This is a genomic window from Jeotgalibacillus sp. S-D1, assembly GCF_004358665.1.
Lineage (GTDB): Bacteria > Bacillota > Bacilli > Bacillales > Jeotgalibacillaceae > Jeotgalibacillus.
In genome coordinates this window covers 479,784-501,037 of record NZ_SMZR01000002.1, presented here as the reverse complement: position 1 = coordinate 501,037, position 21,254 = coordinate 479,784, and the positions used below count along the sequence as shown (strand labels likewise).

At 39.5% G+C, this 21,254-nt stretch carries 22 protein-coding genes and 3 pseudogenes; 15 read left to right on the top strand and 10 right to left on the bottom strand.

Translation table 11 applies throughout. The features are described 5' to 3' along the window. The first annotated feature begins 27 nt into the window (after positions 1-27). The 5 genes and pseudogenes from E2R51_RS09465 to E2R51_RS09445 all read left to right on the top strand — a co-directional run bounded on the left by E2R51_RS09465 (position 28) and on the right by E2R51_RS09445 (position 3,351). A complete protein-coding gene (locus E2R51_RS09465; protein ID WP_133376799.1) occupies positions 28-558 on the top strand; it encodes a GrpB family protein in 531 nt (176 codons plus the stop codon). 26 nt (positions 559-584) lie between these two features. Further along, positions 585-833 (top strand): annotated as a pseudogene (locus tag E2R51_RS20635) (SRPBCC family protein); the annotation flags it as partial. Between the two features lie 137 nt (positions 834-970). Further along, positions 971-1,479: pseudogene (locus E2R51_RS09455) on the top strand (GrpB family protein). Positions 1,480-1,605: 126 nt separating this feature from the next. Further along, positions 1,606-2,400, top strand: a complete 795-nt coding sequence (locus E2R51_RS09450) for a class I SAM-dependent methyltransferase (protein WP_133376798.1) — start codon at positions 1,606-1,608, stop codon at positions 2,398-2,400. A gap of 357 nt (positions 2,401-2,757) precedes the next feature. Then, positions 2,758-3,351, top strand: a complete 594-nt coding sequence (locus tag E2R51_RS09445) for a kinase (protein WP_133376797.1) — start codon at positions 2,758-2,760, stop codon at positions 3,349-3,351. Positions 3,352-3,417: 66 nt separating this feature from the next. Here the strand turns inward: E2R51_RS09445 and E2R51_RS09440 are convergent, their stop codons facing one another. The 3 genes from E2R51_RS09440 to E2R51_RS09430 all read right to left on the bottom strand — a co-directional run bounded on the left by E2R51_RS09440 (position 3,418) and on the right by E2R51_RS09430 (position 6,400). After that, entirely contained in the window at positions 3,418-3,660 is a 243-nt protein-coding gene (locus E2R51_RS09440; protein ID WP_133376796.1) for a hypothetical protein, read from the bottom strand. Between the two features lie 266 nt (positions 3,661-3,926). After that, complete coding sequence (locus tag E2R51_RS09435) at positions 3,927-5,696, bottom strand: sensor histidine kinase (RefSeq protein ID WP_133376795.1); 1,770 nt, start codon at positions 5,694-5,696, stop codon at positions 3,927-3,929. Further along, complete coding sequence (locus E2R51_RS09430; RefSeq protein WP_133376794.1) at positions 5,693-6,400, bottom strand: response regulator transcription factor; 708 nt, start codon at positions 6,398-6,400, stop codon at positions 5,693-5,695. Before E2R51_RS09430 ends, E2R51_RS09435 begins: the two co-directional genes overlap by 4 nt. A gap of 205 nt (positions 6,401-6,605) precedes the next feature. Between E2R51_RS09430 and E2R51_RS09425 the strand changes: the two genes are divergently transcribed. The 6 genes from E2R51_RS09425 (at position 6,606) to E2R51_RS09400 (ending at position 11,895) form a co-directional block, all read left to right on the top strand. Then, on the top strand, positions 6,606-7,520 hold the full coding sequence (locus tag E2R51_RS09425) for a CPBP family intramembrane glutamic endopeptidase (RefSeq protein WP_205703317.1): 915 nt from the start codon (positions 6,606-6,608) through the stop codon (positions 7,518-7,520). A gap of 60 nt (positions 7,521-7,580) precedes the next feature. Continuing rightward, positions 7,581-8,615 (top strand): DUF418 domain-containing protein, encoded by a 1,035-nt coding sequence (locus E2R51_RS09420; protein ID WP_133376793.1) that lies wholly within the window; start codon positions 7,581-7,583, stop codon positions 8,613-8,615. Positions 8,616-8,738: 123 nt separating this feature from the next. After that, entirely contained in the window at positions 8,739-9,230 is a 492-nt protein-coding gene (locus E2R51_RS09415; protein WP_133376792.1) for a DinB family protein, read from the top strand. Positions 9,231-9,605: 375 nt separating this feature from the next. Further along, entirely contained in the window at positions 9,606-10,028 is a 423-nt protein-coding gene (locus E2R51_RS09410; RefSeq protein ID WP_133377078.1) for a GNAT family N-acetyltransferase, read from the top strand. Positions 10,029-10,128: 100 nt separating this feature from the next. After that, positions 10,129-10,983: an alpha/beta fold hydrolase gene (locus E2R51_RS09405; RefSeq protein WP_133376791.1), complete on the top strand. Its 855-nt coding sequence runs from the start codon at positions 10,129-10,131 to the stop codon at positions 10,981-10,983. Between the two features lie 624 nt (positions 10,984-11,607). Further along, positions 11,608-11,895, top strand: a complete 288-nt coding sequence (locus tag E2R51_RS09400) for a hypothetical protein (protein WP_133376790.1) — start codon at positions 11,608-11,610, stop codon at positions 11,893-11,895. 275 nt (positions 11,896-12,170) lie between these two features. Here E2R51_RS09400 and E2R51_RS09395 read toward each other — a convergent pair whose 3' ends face one another. Together E2R51_RS09395 and E2R51_RS09390 are read right to left on the bottom strand one after the other, a co-directional pair. After that, the gene (locus E2R51_RS09395) at positions 12,171-12,647 is read right to left on the bottom strand and encodes a hypothetical protein (RefSeq protein WP_133376789.1); all 477 of its coding nucleotides are present in this window, start codon (positions 12,645-12,647) and stop codon (positions 12,171-12,173) included. A 206-nt stretch (positions 12,648-12,853) separates the two neighbouring features. Then, positions 12,854-13,108 (bottom strand): hypothetical protein, encoded by a 255-nt coding sequence (locus E2R51_RS09390; protein ID WP_133376788.1) that lies wholly within the window; start codon positions 13,106-13,108, stop codon positions 12,854-12,856. A gap of 154 nt (positions 13,109-13,262) precedes the next feature. Here E2R51_RS09390 and E2R51_RS19980 point away from each other — a divergent pair. Together E2R51_RS19980 and E2R51_RS19805 are read left to right on the top strand one after the other, a co-directional pair. Beyond that, positions 13,263-13,415 (top strand): annotated as a pseudogene (locus tag E2R51_RS19980) (GNAT family protein); the annotation flags it as partial. A 17-nt stretch (positions 13,416-13,432) separates the two neighbouring features. Then, positions 13,433-13,591: a hypothetical protein gene (locus E2R51_RS19805; protein WP_165967190.1), complete on the top strand. Its 159-nt coding sequence runs from the start codon at positions 13,433-13,435 to the stop codon at positions 13,589-13,591. A 76-nt stretch (positions 13,592-13,667) separates the two neighbouring features. On the opposite strand, the gene E2R51_RS09380 is transcribed toward E2R51_RS19805, so the two are convergent. Further along, positions 13,668-14,714 carry an acyltransferase gene (locus E2R51_RS09380; protein ID WP_133376787.1) on the bottom strand — a complete coding sequence of 349 codons (1,047 nt, stop codon included), beginning with the start codon at positions 14,712-14,714 and terminating at the stop codon, positions 13,668-13,670. 150 nt (positions 14,715-14,864) lie between these two features. On the opposite strand from E2R51_RS09380, the gene E2R51_RS09375 reads away from it, so the two are divergent. Continuing rightward, complete coding sequence (locus E2R51_RS09375; RefSeq protein ID WP_133376786.1) at positions 14,865-15,662, top strand: endonuclease/exonuclease/phosphatase family protein; 798 nt, start codon at positions 14,865-14,867, stop codon at positions 15,660-15,662. Positions 15,663-15,713: 51 nt separating this feature from the next. Here the strand turns inward: E2R51_RS09375 and E2R51_RS09370 are convergent, their stop codons facing one another. Continuing rightward, positions 15,714-16,685 (bottom strand): asparaginase, encoded by a 972-nt coding sequence (locus E2R51_RS09370; protein ID WP_133376785.1) that lies wholly within the window; start codon positions 16,683-16,685, stop codon positions 15,714-15,716. 130 nt (positions 16,686-16,815) lie between these two features. Between E2R51_RS09370 and E2R51_RS09365 the strand changes: the two genes are divergently transcribed. Then, positions 16,816-17,184, top strand: a complete 369-nt coding sequence (locus tag E2R51_RS09365) for a helix-turn-helix domain-containing protein (protein ID WP_133376784.1) — start codon at positions 16,816-16,818, stop codon at positions 17,182-17,184. Here the strand turns inward: E2R51_RS09365 and aspA are convergent. From aspA to nhaC, 3 genes are read right to left on the bottom strand one after another with little or no spacing between them, the layout of a single operon-like run. Then, a complete protein-coding gene (aspA, locus tag E2R51_RS09360; RefSeq protein ID WP_133376783.1) occupies positions 17,170-18,582 on the bottom strand; it encodes an aspartate ammonia-lyase in 1,413 nt (470 codons plus the stop codon). The genes E2R51_RS09365 and aspA overlap by 15 nt on opposite strands. A 32-nt stretch (positions 18,583-18,614) precedes the next feature. Beyond that, positions 18,615-19,631, bottom strand: a complete 1,017-nt coding sequence (locus E2R51_RS09355) for an asparaginase (protein WP_133376782.1) — start codon at positions 19,629-19,631, stop codon at positions 18,615-18,617. Positions 19,632-19,670: 39 nt separating this feature from the next. Next, a complete protein-coding gene (gene nhaC / locus E2R51_RS09350; protein WP_133376781.1) occupies positions 19,671-21,098 on the bottom strand; it encodes a Na+/H+ antiporter NhaC in 1,428 nt (475 codons plus the stop codon). Positions 21,099-21,254 lie beyond the last annotated feature (156 nt).

Genomic DNA, 21,254 nt, shown 5'->3' with positions numbered 1-21,254 from the left:
TATCGTTATTCTTCTGGAGGGATAATTTTGAAATTAGGACTTAAAAGGGATGAAGTAAGATTAGTGGATTACACACCTGAATGGCGCGAAGAATTTATTAGAGTGAAAAAAGAAATAGCGGAATACACAAACTTCGAAGAAAATCGCATTCAGCATATTGGCAGTACAGCAATTAAGGGTATGTCAGCAAAACCAGTAATAGATATATTAGTAGGTGTTGATGACTTGAGTAAGGTTGATGAATCCTTCCTTAAAGATTTCAGTAAAATAGGTTTCTTGAGATTGAAAGTAGAGAGACCTGGAGAAATTGTATTGGCAAAGTTTACTGATGATACATACGAAGAAAAGACACATTTTATTCACTTGGTTGAATATCAGAAAGAACTATGGGTAAATCTGGTTTTCTTTAGAGATTATCTAAATTCAAATGAAACCGCCAGAAAAAAGTATTTAGATATAAAGATGGAATATCTAAAAAACTCATCAAAAGGAGTAAATGAATACACTGATTTCAAGGAAGAGTTTGTTAAAAGTATTTTTGAAAAAAGAAAAATCTAAAAATGTGTATGTTGAGCTAACGAGAACCCAACGAGTTTATAGATATAATGCAAAAAGGAGCGTTCAGTTCCTTCACTCATACACATCAATTTGTTGAAGAGACTGGAGAAACTCTAATGATAGACACTTTTGAATATGGATCCCCCTTTAGCATTTTTGGCATGATAGCTGACAAGTTATTTTTGGAAAAATATATGGAAAAATTTATAATCTCTCGTGCTGAAGAATTAAAAAGAATTGCTGAAAATACAGATAGCTTATTAAATAATCGGTAGCATTTCTTCAATAAGGGATGCTTTTTTCTTTGTCAGTAAAAAGGAAATTAATGTTAAACTAAAGGAGCATGATAGTGCAATAAGAATTCTTATGTACTTTAGTATAAACAGGAATTATAGAGGTGAAATACAACAAAATGAAAATTCGACTTACAGATTATAATAATGGTTGGGTTCGAATGTTTCAGACTGAGGCGGAGTTTCTTAAAACAATATTTTGCGAGAACATAATAAAGTGTGAGCATTTTGGGAGTACTTCAGTTCCTGGAATGAAGGCAAAACTGTAATCGATATGATGTGTATTGTTAAAGACTTAGAGAAGGTTGATATCTTCAATAATCGAATGAGATTTTTCGGATATGACGTAGCTGGGGAATGGGGGATTACAGGTAGAAGGTTATTTAGAAAAGGCGGGGATAGTAGAACTCATCATATTCATTTTTATCAATTTGATAACCCTGAGATTGAACGGCATTTAATTTTTCGAGACTATCTGAGGACTCATCCTAAAGAAGTAGATAAGTACAGTCGTTTCAAAGAAGACTTAGCTCAACGGTACGAAACTACAAGGGAATACAGTCCGGCAAAAAAGAATTTCGTAAGTGAGATGGAACAAAAAGCACTCCGTTGGTTTTCGGAAAGTTAGAACATGGATATTCTTGAATAAATGTACTTAAACAAACGGGTGCAAGTATTGACTATCAATAAAGGATTTTAAACTCTCTTTTACTTATTGAAAAACGGTCATGACCTTATAGATGGGGGAATTAGAATGTCCACTGATATTCTTAACCAAAACAAAAAAAGCTGGGATAAAGTAGCGCATCATTTTAACGGGAAGGATGCATTACCTAGTTATGGTCCTTTTGCACAAACTGAAGATGAGTTACGACTATTTGATGGAATTATAAATAAAAAAGTTCTTGATATTGGTTGTGGAAGCGGTCATTCATTAAAATACATGGCGGGTAAGGGTGCCAGCGAACTATGGGGTATTGATTTATCAGAGGCTCAATTAAAAACAGCAAAAGAAACGCTCAAGGGTCTAGAAGCCAATTTATTCTGCTCGCCAATGGAGGATGATATTGGAATACCTCAGCAATATTTTGACGTAGTTTACTCGATTTACGCTATTGGCTGGACTACAAAACTTTCAGCTACGTTTGAACTTATCCATTCATATTTGAAGCCAGGTGGTTCCTTCATATTTAGTTGGGATCATCCTTTATATGCTCATTTGAAAAGCCAAAATGGGCAAATCTATCTTGAAGGTGCATATCAGAATGAAGGGGTAACAAAATACCCGAACTTTAAGGGAGAAGAGGCTCCAGTTGTAATTCCAAAAAGAAAGATGGCAACTTATATAAACGAGTTAATAAGAGCAGGATTTACAATTGAGTCCGTCATTGAAAGTGATGTTTCAGCCAATTTAGATGCAGTAAGTGAAGAGGTTTCAGATCGATATTACTCTTTATACAAGGCAAGGAGATTTCCGACAACTATGATTATCAAATCGATTAAAGGATTACCTCTCACGGGGCAGGATAGCATAAGAAGAAACAGGTAGTTCCTAAAGAATTTAAATTAATTATTCCAAATCAGAATAATTCAGAAAGATTAATTAATAGGGAGCTAGAAGATGAAAAATAAAAAAAGAAATAGAGACGGTTTTAAAGATACCCTAATTGAACTAATTGGTGAGGTCGTTTGGAACATCTTAATGTTTATACCAAGATTGATAATTCGCTTAATAAGTAACATTTGGTGAAGCAGTTACTCAACTTGGACTATGACGCTGACTGTGAAAAGAACAATCAATTTTATAAAAGCGGTTGAGTTATTGGTAATGCCTGTATTTAGGTGAAATATTGAAAAAAGGGGGTTTTTAATTGAAACAGAAATAGGAGAAAAGGGAGGGAATGGCTTGGAAGCTAACATACTAAATTTTTTGAAAAAAATCACGAAAGTTGAAAGAGGTCAAAAGGTTGTACTTGGAATAGATGGATTAAGCCGTTCTGGTAAAACAACATTTGTAAGAAACATTAAACAATATATTCATGACAAAAGTATTTTGATTTGTATTTTGCACATAGACGATTACATTGTAGAGAGAAAAAGGCGTTATAACACTGGTAATGAAGAGTGGTATGAGTATTATAGTTTGCAATGGGATGTTGAATGGCTAAAAGAGAATTTATTCAAAAGACTAAAAAAAATTAATGAACTCGACCTTCTAACTTATGATTATAGTTCTGATACACAAAAATCACAGAAAGTCATAGTACCTGATACTTGTCTAATAATAATTGAGGGAGTATTTTTACAAAGAAAAGAGTGGAGACATTTCTACGATTTTATGATCTATTTGGAGTGTTCAAGAGAAAAAAGATTTAATCGTGAAAGTATTGGTACACGGAACAACATTGGAAAGTTTGAAAAGAGATACTGGAAGGCAGAAGATCATTATATGAAAATAGTTTCACCAATGGAACAAGCAGATTTAGTAATTCAGAATTAATTTAAAATAAATGATTGTGAAAGGTTTGAACATGAGAGATATTTCTGTGTAAAGTTATTAATCCTTTTAGAAAATGCTTTTTTTTGGAATGCTTTCGTCTTTATCATGGATCAGGTTAAACATCACAAGAACAACGTTTAAGACCAGAAAAAACACGAATACAGTCAACACTCCATAGACTGGGGGCATATAGCCGGGATTTAAAATCGTCACCCCAATTAACCCACCAATAGTTACGCATAAACTTCTAAATGCGATTCTCCATTTAGAATAATTGAAAATCCAGTTCGATTTCTTGTACCAATTCATTTCATCTCACACTCCATTTTTGTTTGGATGGTAAAACGACAATTAATGTACAGGGTTCACAGTAGATCATTTCTTCAATAACTATAACATAAAAAAATTGGTAAAATTTTAAATGTTTTATACATATATGGAATCTGTATCCCTTGTTAAACTAAAGGGGCAGTAGGGGACGAACAGGTTTAATGGACACGATCAAGTTCTACCAGGTCAATAACAAAAAACACGGTCGGATGTAAAATCCAACCGTGTTTTTCAGTTGCCTAGGTCTACCCTTCCAACTGGCCTTCGTTCTCCAAATCCTTTTCCAAAGGAAATTCAAGCCGGAAGATAGTACCCCGGTTTTTAACAGAAGACACATGAATGCTGCCGCCATGGAGCTCGGCGATGGCGCGGGCGATGCTCATGCCCAGACCTGCGCCTTCTGTCTGCTCGTCTGTGTTTGTGCCGCGGTAGTAGCGTTCAAAAAGATGCTGGACCGTTTCTTGGTCCATTCCCGCACCGTTGTCAGAGATATTGACAATGGCTGATTCCCCCTGTCTGCTGACTGAAGCGGTGACGCATGTGCCCTTTGGGTTATGCTTGATGCAGTTATAGATAAGGTTATCGAGCATTCGCTCAAACCAGCGTATATCTGCTTGTATGAAAACAGCTGAATCTGTGCCTTCATAGTTGAAGGAAACATCCTCAAGAGTGAGGTCATTGATAAATTTAAGCATAATGCCACGCACAAGTTTATTCAGATCCGCAGGCTTCAGCTGATGGGGGAGCGACTGGTTTTTGAGCTGGAAGGCAAGGGAGAAGTCCTCAATGAGGGCCGTCATATAATCTCCTTTTTCCGTGATAAACCTCCCCATGTCCTGAAGCTCTTCTTCTGTCCAGCGGTACTGTCCGCTTTCAAGCAAATAGGCATAGCCCTGGATAGTGGAAAGGGGTGTCCTTAGATCATGGGAAATGCCGGTCATCCACTCTTCACGCGTACTTTCCAGCTGATCTCTTTCCTTGTCAGCAGCAGAAAGCTTTTCGGCCATATCGTAAAAAGCACCGATTACTTCTTTGTAAAGCTTGTACCTCAGGCGCACCTTCCCATTTTTCTTAAAGACTTTTTTGCGCTCTTTTTCTGTCAGTACTTCCCCGTACTTTTCGTAGCCCATCCTTTCAAGCCAGCTCGTGAAGAGAAGGAGGGGCTGGCTGTACCTTAAGCCCTGCCAGAAGGAAATGCCTAACGTTAATGTGAGCAGGACAACTGCGAGGATTATGATGAGCCTTATCATTTCGGAAAGAATGGAGAAGGCCACTGGCTCTTCACCTTGCTTGGGTGTATGCAGAATCCAAGTAAGACCAGATTTCGGATCAATGTATATCGTTGTGCTGGTTTCGAATTTTCCTGGTGACTTTGTTCTGACAAGTACATCCAACGGTTTGTAGTATTCTTTCATCATTTCAGACCCAGTCGACTGAATAACTTTCCCTTCCTGGTTTACTACATGGATGGTGCCTTCCACTTTCTCCAATTCCCTTTCCAGCTTCATAAGATTTTCACCGGAGATCCTGCCGTTGCTTGAATACAATGAAAACCAGTGCTGGAGGCTTTCCCGCTCATTGTTGTCATATCCGAGCATATAAAAATATGGCTCTTTAAAGGTGGTGTCGACTTGGGAGTAGACATAGAAACCTTCATAATGGTTCGTTTTTTCAATCTGGAGAATCTCGCTGACTGAGTATGAGTCAGGCAGGAGTTCAGGTGTATTTTCTGACCCGATGACGTCTCCTTCCATATCAACAACCTGCACCCAGAGATTCCGTTCTTTGAGCTGTTGTTTCCACGCATCGCTGATGGTTGCCTTATTTTCCTCGATCTTCGTATCAATTGCAATGTTTTCAAGGGCGCCGGCTGGGAAGTTTTGCTTCATTGCTTCTCTGTTTAAATGCGTCAGAAGCACAAATATTAGCACCAAAGAAATAATCCCGACTAACACAATGATGGAAATGAACTGAAGTGAGAAGTGAAGAGCCAGCCTCCGACGGAGTGACTTCAACCCTTTTTCTCCTTGATCAGCTTGTAGCCCAGCCCACGCACGGTCACAAGCAGTTCAGGCTGGCTCGGATCTTTCTCGATTCTTTCCCGAATTCTTCGAATGTGTACAGTAACGGTATTGTCATCCACAAAGCTGTCAAAGCCCCATACAGCATCAAGCATCTTCGTCTTAGAAATGACGGTATTCGGATGCTCGCACAGATACTGCAGCAGGAGAAATACCTGGGCAGGCGTCTGCACGGCTTTGCCCTCGACGATCAATTCCCCTGCTTCTTCATCCAGGATAAAATGCCCGAAATCATGCTTTCTGCCAGTCTCTTTTAAGGAAGGAGAAGGAGCCTGACGCCTGAGCCTTGCCTTAATCCTCGCCGCGATTTCAAGCGGGTTGAAGGGCTTGGTAATATAATCGTCCCCGCCGATCGCAAACCCTGTCAGTACATCAAGGTCGGAGACGCGTGCTGTCAAAAAGAGAATATAAGCATTGGAGATTTCTCTGATTTTCGGGCAAATAGTGAAACCGCTCTGTCCAGGAAGCATGACATCAAGCACTATGATCTCAATGGGGTTACGGGAAACGCACTCAAGCGCTTCTTCTGCAGTATAAGCTGCATGTATATGAGTAAATCCTTCTTTTCTAAGAACGGTTTCGATTAATTTTACGATTGATTTTTCATCATCCACTATTAAAATTTCTGAATTCTCCATTTTTATCCACCTCGGTAAATATCGTAGCACATAAACCTTACCAGGATATTAACAACTTTTCAGAAAGTTTATCAGAAAGTAAACTTCTGTTTCTTTAAGAGAAATAGAGGCGGACTATACTGAGAAATAGAACTTAAACTTCCAATTGGCAGCACTGGGAAAATAAATTAAACGCTGGAAATTAATAAATCGGAGGATGGATACTATGTCAAAAGAAAAAAGATTTAAAATGGAAAATGCTGCAGCTGAAGGTGGATCATTTAAGAACGTCGACAGCACCAAACCGTTTGGTGCGCACCTCCGTATGAGCTGGTGGAAGCCACTCGCAGTCATCGTTGTGCCGTCGCTTTTGATGGTGGTCCTGCAGGTCTTGCTCTACCAGGTCGTTGGTCTCATTGAGGGCAGCGCAGATCCTATGTCACCCACCTTAACACCGTTGAAGTTTCTCGCCGCCAACGTGAGCATAGCCGCTACAGGTGTACTGTCGATCTTGCTCCTCGTCTGGATCGCCAAAGTGCCGTGGCGCAGCCTGATCAGCTCACCACGAACATTCGACACACGACGCTTAGTACAGTACCTGATCGTGGCGGCAGTGCTGGTGGGCGTCGGGATCGTTGTGATAGCGTTGGTCGCACCTGAGGCCCCGGGATGGTCGACCTTTGGTTTCACTGGCACAACGATTGCCATGCTGGTGATCACCTTCTTGACCACTCCTTTACAGTCCGCTGGTGAAGAACTGATGTATCGAAGCGCCGTAATGCCGGCCGCTGCGTCGTGGGTGCGTTCAGTCCGCCCGGCCTTATTCCTCGGGATCGGGGTCTCCAGCCTTCACTTCGCGGTGATGCACGGTGCGTTCGACCCTTGGTTATTTGGATACTTATTCGTGATCGGTGTCTCGACAGGGCTAATGACGATCATCAGCCGCGGCATCGAGGCGTCAATCGCGTTCCACGTCGCCAACAACGTCATGATGGGCACCGTCAACACGCTCATGGCGGGTGGCAAGGTATACGCCCTGGACCGTTCCACTGAAACGGGAGATGCGTCCCTGCTCATCCTCGTCGCCGTCAACGTCGCCATGGTCGCGCTTGTTTGGATGCGCGAACGGCGAGCGAGGTAAGAAACTTTTTTGAATAATGATATTGGAACCCTATGTGGATTAAGAAAGGGAAGATTAATAATGAACCCAACAATAAATAAGGAACGAATGAATGTGATTGATTTAATTAGAGGGTTTGCCTTGATTGGGCTTCCTTTTGTTAATGTGCTTGCTCTTTGGAGAACAAACGTTAATTTATCAGGAACGCAACAAGATATTTTGGTTCAGCGTTTCTTGTATTTGTTTGTTGAAGGACGCTTTTACGCTATATTTTCCTTTTTGCTCGGATTAGGATTTTGGATTTTCTTATCCCGGGCGAAAGAAAAAAGTGACCATTCATCTGCCCTTTTTATTCGTCGTATGTTGGTTTTATTTGTAGTAGGAGTATTACATCATCTAATATATCCTGAAGAAACCTTGCTAATCTATGCAATTATGGGGCTTCCTGTTTTTTTTCTTGATAAGGCTCCAAAACAAATTAACCTAATGGTAGGTATAGCAGGGATAATTATAGCGAGTTTTATAGGGAATAAATTCTTGGCTATTTTCCCCTTTATACTATTGGGTCTGGCGTTTGGGCAATATCGTGTATTTGAATATTGTATAAAAAATAGAAAAACGTGGACTATGGTTGCTGTTATTTCATTTGTTGCAACTAGTATACTAGCCGTTTTTCTTTGGCAACAAGCACCTGACAATGGATCGGTAAAACGTATGGAAGGATATGAGTTATCGGAAGCACAAATCGATTCGAATGTTGCCTTTTATGAATTTACAGAATTGTCCTTAGCATTTGCTCCGGTTTTCTCTGTTTGTTACGTCAGTTTTCTTGTTTTGCTCGAACCCCTTTTCGGGAGAATGTTATCACCATTAAATGCATTCGGACGAATGGCGTTTACAAATTATATTGGTCAAACCATTATCCTGATTATCATTGCAATGTTTATTCCAGTTAATAAGGTAATTCCATACACGACTGCAACGATTACATGTCTCCTTGTAGTGATATTGCAAGTGATAGCTTCTTCGTATTGGCTTAAATATTTTAAATATGGACCGTTAGAATGGCTTTGGAGATGCGGAACTTATGGAAGGTGGCTTTCGATACGAAGTTGAGCAGATGTAACAAATTCAAATTAAAAGATGAATAATTATATTTAAAGGAAAAGTTCATCCTGATAAAGAATATTAAAAAAGAATAAGTTAATTGCTATTACCATTAAGGGAGGAATGGAATTTATGGTCAAAAAACTGATCGTCGGCGACGCATCGCATGAACTGTCTACTACTCGCCGCATTCTGGAACGATTGCCCGAAGACCAAATGTTGTGGAAACCGCATGAGAAATCGATGACACTTGGCGGGCTGGCCACGCACCTGGTCAACCTGCTAAACTGGCAAGTCGCGATTTTGCAGTACCCGGAGTTCGATCTTTCAACCGTGCCGCTGAGGCGGGAGCCTTTGGAAAAACGCGCTGACGTGCTGGAGGAGTTCGATATAAACGTCAGCAAGTTGGAAAAGCTGCTCACCGAATGCGAAGAGAAAGCGCTCGGCGAGGAATGGATTCTGCGCCACGGCGACCGTATCATCCTCCGAGAGCCGCGGGCGACCGCGTTCCGCACCTTCGGATTAAGCCACATGGTTCATCACCGAGCGCAACTCGGGGTTTATTTGCGGCTTCTCGATATTCCGGTGCCGGGCATCTACGGCCCCTCTGCCGACGAGGAATAACTAATGAATCAAGTTTCTCATCCAATGATCGCCAAAAAGTCGTAGCCCACCGGCATGAAGCGGGATACACTACTATAATGGACAAGAAGGATTATACTCCTTGCTTACTAACATTTGAGGATTCTTAATTGAATAATACCAGTTAATATCAGCTTTTTTTATTTAAGAAAAAGTCGCTTTTCTTTAGTAAGAAGGCGTCTTTTTGATTTGCCCCTACATATAAAGGGATTAGATTGTGTTAAGGTGAAAAAATTGTGAAGATTATCACTCAAACTAACGGGAGCGATTGTTCAATAAGAGCTTCCTAAGTTCAGCAACTCAAGCAAAATAATTAGCAGGACTAGTTCCAGAATGAAATAAAAAGGGGAAAGAATGATGAAGACTGTTCGTAATGCTAAACTTGATGATTTAGACAAAATAGTGGGCATAGATAGTGAAATCACTGGCAATACGAGCAGATTAAACTATTTTAAGACATCTATTGAGCTTGGAAATTGTATAATTGCCAAAAATGATAAGGATATAGTAGGTTTCTTAATCTACGAAACAAATTTCTTTGATTGCGCTTTTATATCACTCGTTATAATTTCACCATCTAACAGACGAAAGGGATTTGCAAGTTTACTATTGGATTATATGATGAGTAAGTCTCCTACTACCAAAGTCTTTTCTTCCACTAATCGTTCTAACATTAGTATGCAGAGAGTATTTGATTCAAATGGTTTCATTCAAAGTGGGAGAGTTGAAAACTTAGATGAGGGCGACCCAGAGATTATATACTTCAAATCTAAAGAATAATTATTTTACTAACGGGTGCGTTGATTCAGGAAGGATTAACCCCCTTTTTTGTTGAAGTCCTTATTGAACAAACGAAGCAGGTTAGTATTTGGAGGTAAACATGGACAATGAATTAAAGTCACTAATTTCTGTTAATATAGATGGTCTAAAACTGCATATAAATATTATTGGTGACGGAGAAGCTATTGTCTTCCTTCATGGGGGTCCTGGAAGTGAGCATCAATTTTTTCTTCCTCACGTTTTACCATTAGCCCAAAAATTCAAATTGGTTTTATATGATCAAAGGGGATGCGGTAAATCAGAACACGCTAAAAATAATAAATATTCAATGAAAGATGAAGTAAAGACATTAGAATTATTACGCAAAGAATTGAAGTTGGAAAAAATGAACTTATTCGGCGAGTCATGGGGTTCAATGCTAGCTTTACTTTATGCAACAACATACCCGGAAAGAGTTAATAAAATCCTTCTAACTGCTGCCATAGGAGTTACGGAAAAAGGATATAAAATTTTTGAGAAAGAACTTTTTAAAAAAATCTCCCTAAAGGATAAAATAAAACTCTTTAAGTTAGATAAAAAAGTGAAAAAAGGTTCTGGAACTTATGAAGATATTTTAAATATTCTGGACCCATACTATGTATTTTCAAGCGATAGTTTAAATAGGAAAGAGAAGTCAAGCATAAATAGCATTGTGAATAAATTAATAGCAGATGATATAAAAAAGAACTATAACTTAGAAAACAAAGTCCATAAATTATCAACAATACCAATATTAGTCGCACAGGGAAGTCATGATATTTTAACACCAGCAAAAATTAATGAATTAATAATAAAATACATACCTCATGCAAAATTAACTGAAATTAAAAATTGCGGTCATTGGACTGTTGTCGAGAAGCCAGGCAAGATGAATATGCTAGCAGAAAATTTTTTTAACTCTAACCTTTTTAACTAACGGGAGAGAATGTTCAATAAGAGCAGTCGCTTCTTGTGCTATTCGACAGGTTAGTGCAAAAAGGATAAAGTATTCTTAAGGTAAAATACAAGCAGAAAATTGTTTAGTTTTTGTTCAACAAACGGTCCACTTAAGGGAATAAGGATTGTTTTACTAACTTTCGAGACTGGAGAGAGTAGGTAGTTTTATTGTTTAAGGTAGCAGTATATTTGGTACACGGATTGATATTCATATTGGTAGCTCTAGTCGGTATAAGTCCAATGCTTAGCATTGCTGCACCAGACCCCGGACAAGACCAAATTTATAATTTGGTTTGGGGTTCAATGATTGGAATTTTTATAATTCTTGTGTTGGTATCTGCTTTTGTACAGTTAAGGATTAAAAAAGGTAGGGTGTTTTTAATATCCGTAGTAGGTTTAATTGCTTTTTTTATTCTCACTTATCAATACATATACCCTTTCGTTTTAAATTTATTTTTAGAATGAACAAGGTAATAAATGTTTAATTAACGGGAAGCATTCCTTTATGAAGGGATGCTTTTTTCTCTGTTACATAAAAGGAAATTAATGTTAAAATAAAACGCATGAGTATTGGTACTAATTAAAAGTAGTTGGAGGTAAAGTTATGTGGGTAATGTTTGGGGTTATTGCAATAGTAGCAACTAGTATAAATCTTTATATGTATATGGCAGGAAAGGATTATAAGCTTGCCATGGCGCTGGGTTTATCATTTACAGCCTTAACACTTTGTGCAGAATACAGTCTAGTGTCGGATTGGGTAGAAGTGGAAGATTGGGGAGCTTTATTGGATGTAGTACCCATTATGGAAAGGGCATTATGGCTTTTGACAATTTTTTCTATCCTCCTAAACATAGCACCTATACTTTTAGAACGAAAAGGTAAGAAACCTTGACTTATAGGCACATCATTTTTTCCAAATTAAAATGTAAGTCATTGTGTATAACTAACGGATGCATTTGTTGAGTAAGATAATAAATCAAAAAAAGAACTTCCTAAAAATCGGAAGTTCTTTTTTATAATGTTTATATTAAACTTTAACAGAGCCCATTGTGACCTTCACGACACGGTTTTTGGTAAGAATTTTGATATAATACAGAAAAAAGAAGACGTTCATCTTCTTCTATATTATAAAAGTAATGGACATATTATCAGCAGCAATTTTGCAGATTATTCTTCTCTACTGATCAGGACCTTGAAACTAACCGGCAAAGGCGTATATCTTCTTCTTAGCGTAGTTTCTTCATAGGTTACGTAATCGAAGCCCTCATTATCATCTGAAACAAAGGCTGCGCCCTTTCCAGTCACTAGTTCTCCGAAACCTGGCTGACAATAGCAGCACCCGGATTGAGGAAGCTCTAGTACTGTGATGCTGCTGCCGCTATAGGGGCCGGTACTGACATTTTTGGGTTTTAATTCAGGCTTAAGCTGAACTCGAAATAATCCTGGATTATTTGGGTCAGATATTACGTTGAAAGCATATTGACCGTTTGGTAATCTGGTTCCAGACTGGATATTTCCTGCTCTGTCGATCCTTCCTGAAATAAATTCAACTACAGTTTCACCAAAGGAACTTCCAGGAAGACCGAACCCAACGTTGACTGGTTCATCAATTATAATAATAACAGGAGCTTTATTTTGGTCCACTACTCCAAATGGCCGATCAAAGGTAATGGTGTAGGAAGCAGTTCCTTTCTGGTGAGATACTCTGAAACCTTCTCCGGAATAAATCGTTCCATCCGCTCTGATTACCCCGGAAATCGTTCTCGCGGAAGTAAAAGGAAAGGTGCTTAGAAAATCAATTCCAAACGCACTAAAAGAAACGGCCTTCTCTAGGAATTTGTCCCCCTGTGTTATGGTGTAAAATAATGTGCTCTCATTGAAGACCCTGATATTAACACGTACTGCTTCACATGGAGCTTGGCAGCATGCACTGCAAGAACTGCAACCGCCCGCGCATGGATTACAGGATTTTTTGCAGCATGAACTAATGTCTTTACAGCCCCAAAGATCATGATAGCCTGCATCCTTACCACCACACTGACATTGACTACTCTCTCGTCTGCATGGACACGGTTTCTCTTCTTTTCTTTTGCAATTACATTCACAAGCTTTCATTTGTCCAAAATGATTCTCTTCAAACTGACACATATACAATCTCCTTACCTTCGTTTGGTTTTCCCTTGAGATGTTCTCAAAAGATATTAATATAGTATGCAAGTTTACTAGAGTAAGATTGTGCATAAGAATAGAGTCATATAAAATTTATTAAAGAGAGAAAGTTTTCGTTTTCTTAGTTTTGATAAAGATAACAATGACTTTATTGGGACAACAAGCCATGAGGGGATTGACTGAAATATTCCTAAATGTGAAATTGGATACTGGGTAAACACTATATTTAGCGGTAATGGATATAAACTAGGGGGGATTATATGGATGTTTTCGCAATAATGGGGTTTATTTTTGGGATTATGGGATTCAATTTCGGTATAATTGCTTTTACGACTGTGTCGAATAATAGGAATAATGTAAAAGAGCTTGAAAAAAGAATTGATGAGTTAGAAAAAATCGTGAACAATGGCTCAAGTTAACGAGTGCTTAGCTTACTCAATTATTAAAACTCCGGATAGACTTCCCTATCCGGAGTTTTTACGTATTAAAGAAAATTTATTTAGGTTTCATCCTCTGCAATAAACTATACCCAGCATAAGAAATCACAAATATAAAGGGCGTATACAACAGGTTCCAAGCCAGGGTTTCTTGAACCTCCTCCATATGAAGAAAAGAAATGATCTGGTCGATGAGACTGATAAAAAATGGGTGAATGACATAGATCCCTACTGAGTTTGCGCCGATTTTATTTAGAAGTGGGACGTTTAGATCCGGCTGCTTTAACGCGAGAAACAAAATGGCGACAGATGCAGGGAGGGTAAAGATAAAGTAATTGCCGCCGATCTCTGCCCCGTACGTTTCGATGAGCATCACATTTTCCCCGATTTGCAAGAAGGAGAAAAATAGAATGGAAGTGATGATGACAGGCATGGAGACCCTTACTTCCTTGCCGGCATGCTGCTGGGAGATCCAGTAGCCGAGTGTGACGTATAACAAGCTGAAAAAGAAGGGATCCCTTGTTTCAAGCAGCAGAGGGGATTCCAGAAAAACCGAGTACGACTGTCCGAACAGGCCGATCGTGTGCAGGACAAGAGCTGCAAGGAACAGAAGCCCGACTTTATTAAACCTGATCGCAAGAAACAGGAACAGGGCAGCCCAGATCAGCGCGGCTAAATACCACAGCTGATAACCTGTTGCGATATCCAGCCCATAAAAAACGGCGGAAGGAGAGATGTTGCTTAGCTGATTAAAAAGCTCTTCCACCGCATCCTTGTTGTCTCTATAAGACTTGAAAATGGTCAAAAAAATGTCGTAGACAAAATAAAAAGCCGTCCAGACGAGCAGGATTTTCGTGAGCTTTACAAGATATTTCTTTTGGTAAGCAAACGTTAGCTTGTCGGAGGTTTTTTTCTGCCCGATCAAATAGCCGGCGATAAGAAAAAACAAGGGCACGGCAAACCGTGAAAACGTATTGATCAATAAATCGATATATTCGCCATTAATAGCATAGGATGAATCGCTGCTAAACGGTCTGGTATGTATACTGACCACACAAAAGATGGCAAAGAATTTTAAAAAGTCCAGAGAGTCATTTCGCTGCATAGTAGGATCATAATCTCCTTTGACATGGGATGATAACAGATTAATATATGTTTATGTATTCGTTTTCAACATATTATCATAAATACGTTTTCCTATGATAAAATTTAAGCGACAGAAAACGATGACATAAGTAAAGGATGGTTCTGAGAAATGAACATACTTACATTTAATCTGCGGGTTGATCTTCCTCAGGATGGGGAGAACGCCTGGCGTTTTCGATCTCAAAAAGCGGCTGAAGTAATAAAAAGCCATAAACCGGCCGTTTTCGGCACCCAGGAGGGCAAGCGTCACATGCTTAAAGATCTGGAACGGGATTTGGGTGACTATGGCTGGCTTGGCGGGGACAGGCGCGGCGGGAATGAGGACGAGTTTTGTGCGCTTTTTTATCAGAGAGAGCGGGTCGAGGCAGTGGATCATGGACAGTTCTGGTTATCTGAGACACCGGAAGTGCCGGGCAGCATCAGCTGGGAAAGTGACTATCCGCGTATTTGCACATGGGCGGTATTTCAACTGAACGAAAATCGGGATAAAAAGTTCATCGTATACAACACTCATTTGGACCATATTAGTCAGAAGGCCAGAGAAAATGGGATTCATTTAATAGGGGAAAAGATAAAAGAGCATCAGGAAAAGACGAATCTGCCGATTATATTAATGGGTGACTTGAACAGTGAGCTGGAAAATGAGGTAGTCCGTTTTCTCAGAGGTCAAATACCGCTAAACGGTTCAACCATAAAATTAAAAGATGCCTTTGAAAAACTGGAGGAAGCTCCTGGCAGAACGTTTCATGGATTTCAGGGCGGTTTAGATGGAGCGCCAATTGATTATATTTTTACCACACTGGATATTGTGGTGAAGGATACAAAAATTGACCGCAGCAGGGCGGAGGAAGGGTATCCTTCCGATCACTATCCGGTTATAGCAGCGGTAGAAATCATGCACGATTAATAAGTGGCAGCGTCAGTACAATCCTGACGCTGCCCCAGACAAAGATAGACGTTACATAGGCGTTTCTACGAGTTTCTTTACTTCAGAAAGATTCAAAGTTTTTCCCATGGCCCACATGAGCTTCGTTAACAAAGCTTCTGTGTTCATATCATTAGATAGAATGACTTTGCTTTGATCGATCAGCCGTCCTACCTTATAAAGAGATAAGTCAGCACCTTCCTCCAGGCACTGCGTAGTGATAACGATGATTTTGCCTTCCTGGATTAAATTCTGGACGGTTTTGGAGATGTCCCGCCCCAAAAAAGGAAGGCCTCCGCTTCCGAAGGTTTCGATAATGACGCCTTTAAATTGATCTTTGATGGAATCCAGAATTTCCGGTTTGACCCCGGGGTACAATTTAAATAAATGAACATCCGTACATAATTCCGTTTCCAATCTTAGTTCTCCCGCCACCTTGTCAGGGAGCTCCATATTTTGCTGTATTTGATTTCCTTCAATATAAGCAATATATGGGTAATTGATGCTTTCGAAGGCGTCATAACTTTCTGTTCTCATCTTGACTGCTCTTGTGCCTTGGATCACTCTGCCGCCAAACACCACAAATACTCCAGCTGCTCCCTGAGCTGCATACGTAACTGCATCTGATAAGTTTCTGACACCGTCCGTTTTTTGAGCATCGATCGGCTGAATCGATCCGGTTAAAACAACAGGTTTTTGTAAATTGGGTAAAAAATAAGATAATGCAGCTGAAGTATAAGATAAGGTATCGGTACCATGTGTTATGACAAAGCCGTCATAATGATGGTAATGATCATAAACCGCTCTCGCTATTTCTCCCCAGTGCTCCGGCTGCATATTTGTACTGTCTATATTCAATATTGTATCCGTACTTAGTTCCACATCGCCTTCATTTAACGGCAAGTAACTGATCAATTCCTCTATAGGGATTCCTGGAATAAGCCCTTCATCAGTTTGTATACATCCTATCGTTCCGCCCGTTGATAATAGAAGAATTTTTTTCATGATCTTTACCCCTTTGTAGTAATAAGAGTCAAAAGCATTACGTGAATTTTGTCCAGTTTACCATAACAAGCAGCAAAAATTTTGGTGTGAACCAAAATTAAGCTATACTAGTTAATGGGAGGATTACCAAATGAAATTAATTAGACTCACTCAGCTTCGAAAAGAGAGAAAGTGGACGCTTCAAGAAACAGCAGATCAATTAGGGATTGCCAAAAGTACATATGCAGGTTATGAATCGGGCTACAGGCAACCTTCTTTAGACTCGCTTATTAAATTGGCCGATATCATGGATACATCAATCGATTACCTATTAAATCGTATTGAGGACAGCGAGTCTCCTATGAATGTTAAAACGATTCATTTAGATCAATTCGACCAAAATGAAAAATGGGAAATTCATTTGGATGATGAGTGTTTGACTAAAGACGAACTGAATGATTTCATTGCTTTTGTTCGAGCGAAAAGGCTGGTAGAAAAAAGCCAATCAAAGCACACTTAATACTCCAGGACTAGTCATTTTATATGGATCCAGGATTCGATTTAATTCTGCATCTGTCAGTATCCCTTCTTTTAAACACACATTCCTGATCGTCTGCCCTGTATAAAGCGCTGTTCTGGCGATTTCAGAGGCTCTTTCATACCCAATATAAGGGTTTAAGGCGGTTACTACACCAATGCTATTCTCTACATTGTTCATCATCACGGATTCATTTGCCTTAATCCCTTTAACGCAATGATCTGTAAATACTCCAAAACCATTTTTCATAATTTTAATGGATTCAAGTAAATTAAAGATGAGGACTGGTTCCATTACATTTAATTGTAACTGTCCTGCTTCAGAAGAAAGACTGATGGTTTGATCATTTCCAATCACTTGAAAAGCAATTTGATTGATGACTTCTGCCATCACCGGATTTACTTTACCAGGCATGATTGATGAACCCTGCTGGCGAGGCGGAAGATCGATTTCATTCATCCCTGCCCGAGGCCCGGAAGCCATGAGGCGAAGGTCATTCGCCACCTTGGACATATTCAGCATGCAGGTTTTCAGATGCCCCGAAATTTCAGTATATAAATCTGTATTAGCTGTTGCATCAACTAAATTTTCTGCAGACACTAAAGGATATCCACTTATTTTACTAATATTACGCACGACTCCGCTGACATAATTAGGATCCGCATTCACCCCTGTACCGACTGCCGTTGCACCTAAGTTGATTTCATATAACTTTGCAAAGGAGCTGTTGATCCGTTCAATGTCTCTGCCAATCATTCTTTCATAACTTCCGAATTCTTGTCCTAATCTTATAGGTACTGCATCTTGAAGATGGGTTCGGCCTACTTTAATCACAGAATCGAATTCTACTGCTTTCTCCATGAAAGCATCTTTCATTTTACGCATCGTGGCCAGCAGCTCGTCCAATTGTGAAAGGATGGCAAGATGAATAGTCGTCGGAAACGCATCATTGGTAGATTGGGACATGTTCACATGGGTATTAGGACTAAGATAGGAGTAATCCCCTTTTTCCCGTCCCAATATTTCTAAAGCCCGATTACATATTACTTCATTCGCATTCATGTTTATGGAAGTTCCTGCACCTCCTTGTATCGGATCCACGATGAATTGATCATGGTGCTTGCCATTAATGATCTCAGTAGATGCTTTTATAATAGCATTTCCCAGCTGGGATGAAAGACGGCCAGTTGAAATATTCGCTTCTGCTGCTGCTTTTTTCACCATGGAAACGGAGGTGATTAAAGATTCATGGATGCGATAGCCTGTAATCGGGAAGTTTTCAGAGGCACGTAAGGTTTGAATGCCATAATATACATCCATAGGAATCTCTTTAGCACCGATGAAATCTTTCTCAACTCGACTGGTTTTCACTTTATACATAATGTAACCTCCTGAAATATAGTAGTTGATCCTTAAAACATGACATCAAAATTACATAGATATTCGCTGCTCTCTTTTTCGATATCCAGATTGAAATAGTGAACGACCTCTTCCATTGAGTTGTATTTCCCAAGATAAATCATTAACTTCGATAACAGTGCTTCTGTATTCATATCATTTGAAATGACTATATTATTTCGATCAATTTTGCGTCCTACCTCATATAAATCTATGTCAATTCCTTCTTCTAAACATTGAGTTGTCAGAACCACCACTACTCCTGACTGGATCAGCGCTTTAATTTCCTGAGTTAAATCCACTTCGTAAAAAGGAATACCTCCGCTTCCAAAACACTCAATAATGATGCCTTTATAATTACTGGAGACAAATCGAAAAATCTCCTTATTTATCCCTGGATAAAGTTTAAGAACAAAAACATCTGGACATAACCGGGTTTCTAGTTCGATCCCGCGGTCTTTCCTTATTTCTTCAGGCTTCGTATGATAAGTGATATAAGAATTATCTACATAAGCGACATATGGATAGTTAACGCTTTCAAAAGCATGTTTGCTTTTTGTTCTTAATTTCACAGCTCTTGTTCCTTTAATTACACGCTTGTCAAATACAATATAGACCCCGGCTAATCCTTCAGAGGCGTAATGCACAGCATCCATTAAGTTTCTTTCTCCATCTGAATTCACCAGTGAAAGCGGAATTTGAGAACCCGTCAACACAACAGGCTTGTTCAAATGTAATAACATCGAATCCAAAGCTCCCGCAGTATAGGCCATCGTATCGGTACCATGAGTAATAACAAAGCCATCATATTCCTCGTAACGGTTGTAAATAATCGTCGCCAGTTCAATCCAATGGTTTGGATAAATGTTTGTACTGTCTAAATCCAGCGATACCGTACAATCCACATGACAGTTGAAGCGGCTCTCCAAAGTCCCAATCATGTCTTCAGGACTCAGTCCAGGTTTCAAACCTCGCTCGCTCTCAATCGAGGCAATCGTGCCGCCCGTACCGATAAGAAGAATTTTTTTCATCTATAAACCATCCTTTCCCTGCATGATGTATTTCTGTTGCTATTTAGCCATTTGTTTAAGTTCTTCTTCTGAATCCGTTGCTTTCCCATCAGGGGTCGTGTACCAAATGAATTTTCCGGTGTATCCGTAAATAATAACAAGTGCGATCGATACAAAGCTCATCCACATAAATGGAAGATAGGATAAAGTAGAAACACCCAGTATGCCTGCCATAAAAATCCCGTTATCAGACCACGGAACCATACCTGATGTCATCGTGCCGCCAACCTCGGTATTTCTCGATAAAACTCTTCGATCGATGTTGAGCTTGTCATAGCTGCTCTCCATAAGCTTTGGAGTGAGGATTAAAGAGACGTACATGGCACACCCGAAAATGTTAGTGAATAAGCCGGCAAAAATCGTTGATACGGATAAGCTTCCTGCGTTTTGGATTTTATCCACAAAAGCATTCATGATTACCGTTAATACACCAACTTTTTCTAACATCCCTCCAATACCTAAACCAAGAATGATTACTGCGATTGAAGCAAGCATTCCGCTGATTCCGCCACGGTTAAGCAGGTTGGTAATGAATTCGGAACCCGACTCCAAACGAAATCCGCTGTAAGCAGTTTCAAGTGCAGGTACGAAATTAGTATCTTGGAAAAGAACCGCCCACACGACTCCCACCAATGCTCCAAATGAAATAGTGGGGATGGAGGGTTTTTTTAAAACTAACAAGCCTATAACAATCAGCATTGGCATCAGCATGAGAGGACTAATGTGAAACGCAGCATCCAATTCACCCATAATAGAATCGATCCTGCCTAAGTCAACGCTGCCGCTGCCATAATTGAATCCCGCAATGGTAAAAAGAACCGCAGTAATTAAAAATGCCGGGATATCCAAATACAGCATCGATTTTACGTGGGATATAACATCGACTTTCGACATGGATGCGGCGAGTACCGTACTGTCTGAAAGCGGTGACAATTTATCGCCGAAATAAGCACCGGACAAAACTGCACCTGCTACTAATGGAAGTGGAAACCCAAGGCCTTCTCCAATTCCCATCATTGCAATCCCAGCTGTTCCAACCGTTCCCCAAGAAGTTCCTGTAGAAAGGGAAGTTAACGCACAAATAATTAAAGTAGCCAGCAAAAAGATGGATGGATGAATGAAGTCCAAACCGTAATAGATAATGGTCGGAACAACGCCGCCAGCAATCCATGTACCAATCAGAGCACCTACAGCCATCAAAATAATGACAGCTTCTAATCCGTTTGAAATACCCTTAATGATCGATTCTTGCAATGAATCATATGTAAAACCTATCTTCAAACCGAGTATAATGACGATAAACCAGCCTACAAATAATGCGAGTTGAATAGGCAGATCAAAAACAGCTGTAAAAGAGAAAACGACAGCTAAAAATGCCATTAACACACAACAAACTTCCAATAGAGACGGTAATCTTGGTTTAATCAATGAAATCTCCTCCAATTATCTTTATTTAATTAAGATAAGTACGCGATTCGAGAACTTTCTCCATCATAATAACACAATTAAAAGAATATTAAAGTTTTTTTTCGCATTTCGAGAATATTGACCTTTTACTCTCTTTTACTAGTTAGTTGAGGATTA

Coding starts and splice junctions, on each gene's coding strand:
- E2R51_RS09450 (WP_133376798.1), top strand. CDS start 1,606: ATGTCCACTGATATTCTTAACCAAAACAAAAAAAGCTGGGATAAAGTA.
- E2R51_RS09440 (WP_133376796.1), bottom strand. CDS start 3,660: ATGAATTGGTACAAGAAATCGAACTGGATTTTCAATTATTCTAAATGG.
- E2R51_RS09430 (WP_133376794.1), bottom strand. CDS start 6,400: ATGGAGAATTCAGAAATTTTAATAGTGGATGATGAAAAATCAATCGTA.
- E2R51_RS09425 (WP_205703317.1), top strand. CDS start 6,606: ATGTCAAAAGAAAAAAGATTTAAAATGGAAAATGCTGCAGCTGAAGGT.
- E2R51_RS09420 (WP_133376793.1), top strand. CDS start 7,581: ATGAACCCAACAATAAATAAGGAACGAATGAATGTGATTGATTTAATT.
- E2R51_RS09415 (WP_133376792.1), top strand. CDS start 8,739: ATGGTCAAAAAACTGATCGTCGGCGACGCATCGCATGAACTGTCTACT.
- E2R51_RS09410 (WP_133377078.1), top strand. CDS start 9,606: ATGAAGACTGTTCGTAATGCTAAACTTGATGATTTAGACAAAATAGTG.
- E2R51_RS09405 (WP_133376791.1), top strand. CDS start 10,129: ATGGACAATGAATTAAAGTCACTAATTTCTGTTAATATAGATGGTCTA.
- E2R51_RS09400 (WP_133376790.1), top strand. CDS start 11,608: ATGTGGGTAATGTTTGGGGTTATTGCAATAGTAGCAACTAGTATAAAT.
- E2R51_RS19805 (WP_165967190.1), top strand. CDS start 13,433: ATGGATGTTTTCGCAATAATGGGGTTTATTTTTGGGATTATGGGATTC.
- E2R51_RS09380 (WP_133376787.1), bottom strand. CDS start 14,714: ATGCAGCGAAATGACTCTCTGGACTTTTTAAAATTCTTTGCCATCTTT.
- E2R51_RS09375 (WP_133376786.1), top strand. CDS start 14,865: ATGAACATACTTACATTTAATCTGCGGGTTGATCTTCCTCAGGATGGG.
- E2R51_RS09370 (WP_133376785.1), bottom strand. CDS start 16,685: ATGAAAAAAATTCTTCTATTATCAACGGGCGGAACGATAGGATGTATA.
- E2R51_RS09365 (WP_133376784.1), top strand. CDS start 16,816: ATGAAATTAATTAGACTCACTCAGCTTCGAAAAGAGAGAAAGTGGACG.
- aspA (WP_133376783.1), bottom strand. CDS start 18,582: ATGTATAAAGTGAAAACCAGTCGAGTTGAGAAAGATTTCATCGGTGCT.
- E2R51_RS09355 (WP_133376782.1), bottom strand. CDS start 19,631: ATGAAAAAAATTCTTCTTATCGGTACGGGCGGCACGATTGCCTCGATT.